The organism is Corallococcus sp. AB018, from assembly GCF_003986945.1.
In the GTDB taxonomy this organism is placed as follows: Bacteria; Myxococcota; Myxococcia; order Myxococcales; family Myxococcaceae; genus Corallococcus; species Corallococcus exiguus.
Genome location: NZ_RAWR01000379.1, coordinates 1 through 4,529 on the forward strand (window position 1 = coordinate 1; position 4,529 = coordinate 4,529).

Genomic DNA, 4,529 nt, shown 5'->3' on the forward strand with positions numbered 1-4,529 from the left:
ACCCCCGAAACCGCGCCCCCCCGTCCCACGGGGAGCACGCCCACGGTCCGTCCGACCGGGGGGACCGGTCCGCAGCGCGTGCTGCTGGTGGACGACAGCCGCTCCATCCGGACGCTGCTGAAGATCTACCTGATGGCCCGCAGCTTCGAGTTCCTGGAGGCGGAGTCCGCCGAGGAAGGCCTCAAGGTCGCCGAGGCGGAGCAGGTGGACCTCATCCTCACCGACTTCCACATGGACGGGATGAACGGCGCGGACTTCGCCGGGCAGATCCGCGCCAGCAGCAACGCCAGGCTGTCCAAGGTCCCCATCCTGATGATGACGGGCGATCCGAACGTGGCGGAGGTGCGCGCACTGGGCCAGAAGGCCGGCATCAGCGCCTTCGTGCGCAAGCCGGTGAGCTGCGCGCAGCTGATGACGCTGGTGGACACCATCCTCCCGCTGCCCCGCGCCACCGCGAAGTAGCGAAGCTTCAGGCCGGGCGCGCGAGCGCCCGCCGCTTGCGCAGCACCTCACCCACGCGCACGGCCAGCAGCAGCGCCAGGACGGCCCCGTAGAGCACCGGCTCCGTGACGTCCTTCTTCACCCGCCACACGAAGTGCACCACGCCCAGCACCGCGGCCACGTAGGCCAGCCGGTGCAGGCGCTGCCACGTGGGGAAGCCCAGCTTCCGCACCCACTTGTTCGTGGAGGTGACGGCCAGCGGCACCAGCAGCATCAGCGCGGTGAAGCCCACGGTGATGAAGGGCCGGGTGAAGACGTCCTCCGCCATGGCGCGCACGTCCAGGCCCTGATCCAACACGGAGTAGGTGAGGAAGTGCGCCGCCGCGTAGGTGAAGGCCAGCAGGCCCAGCGTGCGGCGGATGCGCGCGGGCCACGTCCAGCCCGTCACCAGCCGCACTGGCGTGCACGCCAGCGACCCCAGCAGCACCGCCAGCGCGAAGAGGCCCGTCTGGTTGAGGGCGAACTCGATGCCGTTGGCCCCCAGCTGTCCCTGCGCCCCCTGCATCGCGAGCAGCAGCAGCGGGGAGAGTCCTCCGACGGCGATGGCGGGGTTCAGCCAGGGGAGCTTGGAGGAGGCCATCGTTCAGAAGTCCCGCTTCAGGTCCATGCCGCTGTAGAGGCCGGCCACGGCGTCCGCATAGCCGTTGAAGGGCAGCGTGGGCCGGCGCGAGGTCTCACCGATGCGGCGCTCCGAGGCCTGGCTCCAGCGCGGGTGATCCACCGCCGGGTTCACGTTGGCGTAGAAGCCGTATTCGCGCTTGTTGGTGATGTTCCACGTCGTGGGCGGCTGCTCGCGCGTGAGCGTGATGCGGACAATGGACTTGATGCCCTTGAAGCCGTACTTCCACGGCACCACCAGCCGCAGCGGGGCGCCGTTCTGCGCGGGCAGCTGCTTGCCGTACAGGCCCGTGGCCAGCAGCGTCAGCGGGTGCCGCGCTTCATCCAGGCGCAGGCCTTCAACGTAGGGCCAGTCCAGCACCGGGCTCTTCTGGCCGGGCAGCTGCTCCGGGTCCTCCAGCGTGGTGAAGGCCACGTACTTCGCGAACGACGTGGGCTGCACGCGGTCCAGCAGCTTGCCCAGGGGCAGGCCCAGCCACGGAATCACCATGGACCAGGCTTCCACGCACCGCATCCGGTAGACGCGCTCCTCCAGCGGGAAGGCGGAGATGAGCTGATCCACGTCCACGGTCCACGGCTTGTGGACCTCCCCGTCGATGACGACCGTCCACGGCCGCGTCTTCAACAGGTGCGCGCGGCGGGCCGGGTCGTTCTTGTCCAGGCCGAGCTCGTAGAAGTTGTTGTAGGTGGTGATGTCCTCGTAGGGCGTGCGCGGCTCGTCCGTGCTGAAGAGGCCCTGGGCGGGCACCACCGGCTGGGCCACCGCGCCCGCGTCCGGCACGAAGCCGTCCATGGGCCGGGTGCGCTTCATGCCCAGCAGGTACAGCCCGCCGCCCACCACCGCGGCGGTGCCCGCGAACAGGCCCGCGTTCTTGATGAACTCGCGGCGGCGCACGTAGAGCTTCTCGGGCGTCACTTCGGAGCCAGGGGGCTCGGGAGGGAGCTTGTCGCGCATGACTCCCTCTATAACGCCCCAGCCCCTTTTCCGGTTACCGCCGGGCGTCCTTCGCCCGCCACAGCCGCCACCAGGGCGTGCCGGGGGACTGATGGTGCTCCCAGTGATAGCCGAAGAAGAAGCACGACAGCAGGGCCCACAGGTGGTTGCGAGGCAGGGAGCGCGCGTGGTGCGGCGCCATTCCCTCCGTCTCCGGGCGCCGGTGCGGCAGGTAGGTGCCGAAGTAGAACAGCTGCACGGTGGCCAGCACCGACGGCAGCACCCAGAAGGCCAGGATGCGCGGCTGGGGCACGCCCAGCCACAGCAGCACGTTGAACTTCAGCGCCATGACCGCGATTTGCAGCCACGTCGTGTAGCGGACCATGAAGGCCCCGAACCACGGCCAGAACGACACGCCCCGCGCCGCGAAGTCCGGGTCGTGCTCGCCGGTGGGGTCCTCGTGGTGCGCGCGGTGGTTCACCACCAGCCGGCGGTAGGACAGCCCCGCGAAGAGGAAGCAGGCCAGCATCCCCACCGCCGCGTTCACCCGGCGATTCAGGGACACGGTGCCGTGCATGGCGTCATGCCCGGTGATGAAGAGGCCGGTGGACAGCCACATCTGCAGCAGGACATGCAGCCAGGGGAGCGGTGAAGCCCACGGCAGCGCGGGCCCCGCCAGCATCCACGCCAGATGCCCACCCCACGCGCCCACCACCGCGAGCGCGAGCACGACGCCCCACGGGTCGGGAGGGGCGGGACGGGTGGAGGGCTCGGGCGCCATGGCTCCCTTACTGGCCAGGCCCCGCCCCCCGCGCACGAAGAAAAGCGCGCGGGTAGGACGGAGCGTGGCCGGGGACACTACTTCTTCGCCGCGGGCGTGGCGGCCGGGGCGCCGAAGTCCTTCACCAGCGAGTCGGCGGTGACGTAGCGCGGCTCGATGTCCACCGGCACGTTCTTCAGCCGCTCCAGCACCTTCTGCACGGAGGGGCGCACCACGCCCTGCTTCGCGAGCAGCGCCTCCGCGGCGGTGCGGTCGCCCGAGGCCTGAAGGGCCATGAGCTGGTTCGTCAGCGACGTGACGGCCGCCTGCATCTTGTCCGGCACCACTTCGAAGGTGCCGTCCGCGTTCACCTTCACCGCGCCGGTGTCCAGGAAGTGGTTGAGCTGCAGCGCGATGCCCTTGCCGTGCGCCTCGTCGATGCCGAAGCGGATGGAGCGGAACGCGGACGCGAGGAACGTCGTGTACATGGTCCGCTGCAGGTCCTTGTCCAGCGTGCCCTTGTCCACCAGCCGCTGGAGCGCCCACAGGCCGGAGATGTCCGCCTTGGCCTCCTCGATGGCGCTGGAGGCCGCCTGCAGCGCCTGACGCACCGTCGTCTGCTTCCCGTTCACGGTGACGTTGTGGGGCCCCAGGCCGTGCATCAGCTCGTGCATGAGGATGTGCGTGAAGAAGGCGTCGAAGGACACGTCCTTGCGGTCCTTCGCGGGCAGCGCCACCTTCGCGATGGGCACCAGCACGCGCTGGAACTTGGCCTCCTGGATGTTCTTCAGCATCACGCGCTTGGTGCCCTTCTCCGCCGCCACGCGCTCGTCGTTGGGCAGGTTGAAGGCCGCCGTCTGCACGCCCCGGTTGCCGTCACCGGACGAGTAGATGCTGTTGATGACGCGGATGGGGGCGAGCGCGCCCAGCTTCGGGTTGCGCAGGCCCGGCTCGATCGGGAGGTTGTTCTCCAGCTCCTGGAGCTCCGCGCTGAACTTCGCCAGCTTCTGCGTCTCCGCGTCGTCGCGCACGCCGATGAAGGCCTCGAACGCGGCCTTGTAGTTGAACCAGCCGTCCTCGTAGACCTCATAGGGCCCGATGGTGGGGTCCACGCTCGCGTCCAGCTCCATCCACGCGACCTCGCTCGCGTAGTAGTCGTTGGACAGGAACGCCGCCGCGCGCGTCTCCAGGAAGCGCTTCAGCGTGGGCTGCTGGGTGAGCGCCGCCGCCTCACGCAACAGCTGCGCGGCCATGCCCAGCTCGCCCTGGTACTCGACGCTGTAGGGCACGCTCACGAACTTGCCGTCCGTCCCCTTGCGCAGCGTGGTGAAGAAGCCCGTGGCCTCGTGCTGCTTCGCCTCCGGAAGGCTCTTCACCCACGCCTCCACCTCCGCCTTGGTGGCGCCGGCGGGATAGAAGTTTCCCTCGTCCGGCTTGGCCGGCACGCCGGGGATGAACGGCTTCGCCTCGTCCAGGCGCGACCAGGGGCCCTTGTTGAGCAGGAACGCGTGCAGCCGCTCCTTGCCCAGGGGCGTGGTGTCCTTCACCAGGTCCAACAGCAGCGTCTGGTTGCCCGCCCACGCCTGACCCAGGAAGAGCGGGTCCATGATGCGGGCCGCCTGGAGGACCTTGGCCAGGGCGCGCTTCTCCGCGTCCGGCAGCTTGGACACGTCCACCTTGACGTCCACGGGGGCGAAGCGCGCGGTCATCCGCTTC

The 4,529-nt window shown here is 69.5% G+C and carries 5 protein-coding genes; 1 reads left to right on the forward strand and 4 read right to left on the reverse strand.

Annotated features, from left to right (window positions below; all coding sequences use genetic code 11):
- The coding region (locus D7Y11_RS41730; RefSeq protein WP_233607576.1) for a response regulator at positions 1-462 on the forward strand (462 nt) is incomplete at its 5' end.
- Between the two features lie 7 nt (positions 463-469).
- Here D7Y11_RS41730 and D7Y11_RS41735 read toward each other — a convergent pair.
- From D7Y11_RS41735 to D7Y11_RS41750, 4 genes are all read right to left on the reverse strand, one after another.
- On the reverse strand, positions 470-1,081 hold the full coding sequence (locus D7Y11_RS41735) for a sulfite oxidase heme-binding subunit YedZ (protein ID WP_120581508.1): 612 nt from the start codon (positions 1,079-1,081) through the stop codon (positions 470-472).
- Positions 1,082-1,084: 3 nt separating this feature from the next.
- Entirely contained in the window at positions 1,085-2,074 is a 990-nt protein-coding gene (msrP, locus tag D7Y11_RS41740; protein WP_120581509.1) for a protein-methionine-sulfoxide reductase catalytic subunit MsrP, read from the reverse strand.
- 34 nt (positions 2,075-2,108) lie between these two features.
- Positions 2,109-2,834 (reverse strand): fatty acid desaturase, encoded by a 726-nt coding sequence (locus tag D7Y11_RS41745; protein WP_126936442.1) that lies wholly within the window; start codon positions 2,832-2,834, stop codon positions 2,109-2,111.
- 77 nt (positions 2,835-2,911) lie between these two features.
- The coding region (locus D7Y11_RS41750) for a hypothetical protein (RefSeq protein ID WP_126936443.1) at positions 2,912-4,529 on the reverse strand (1,618 nt) is incomplete at its 5' end.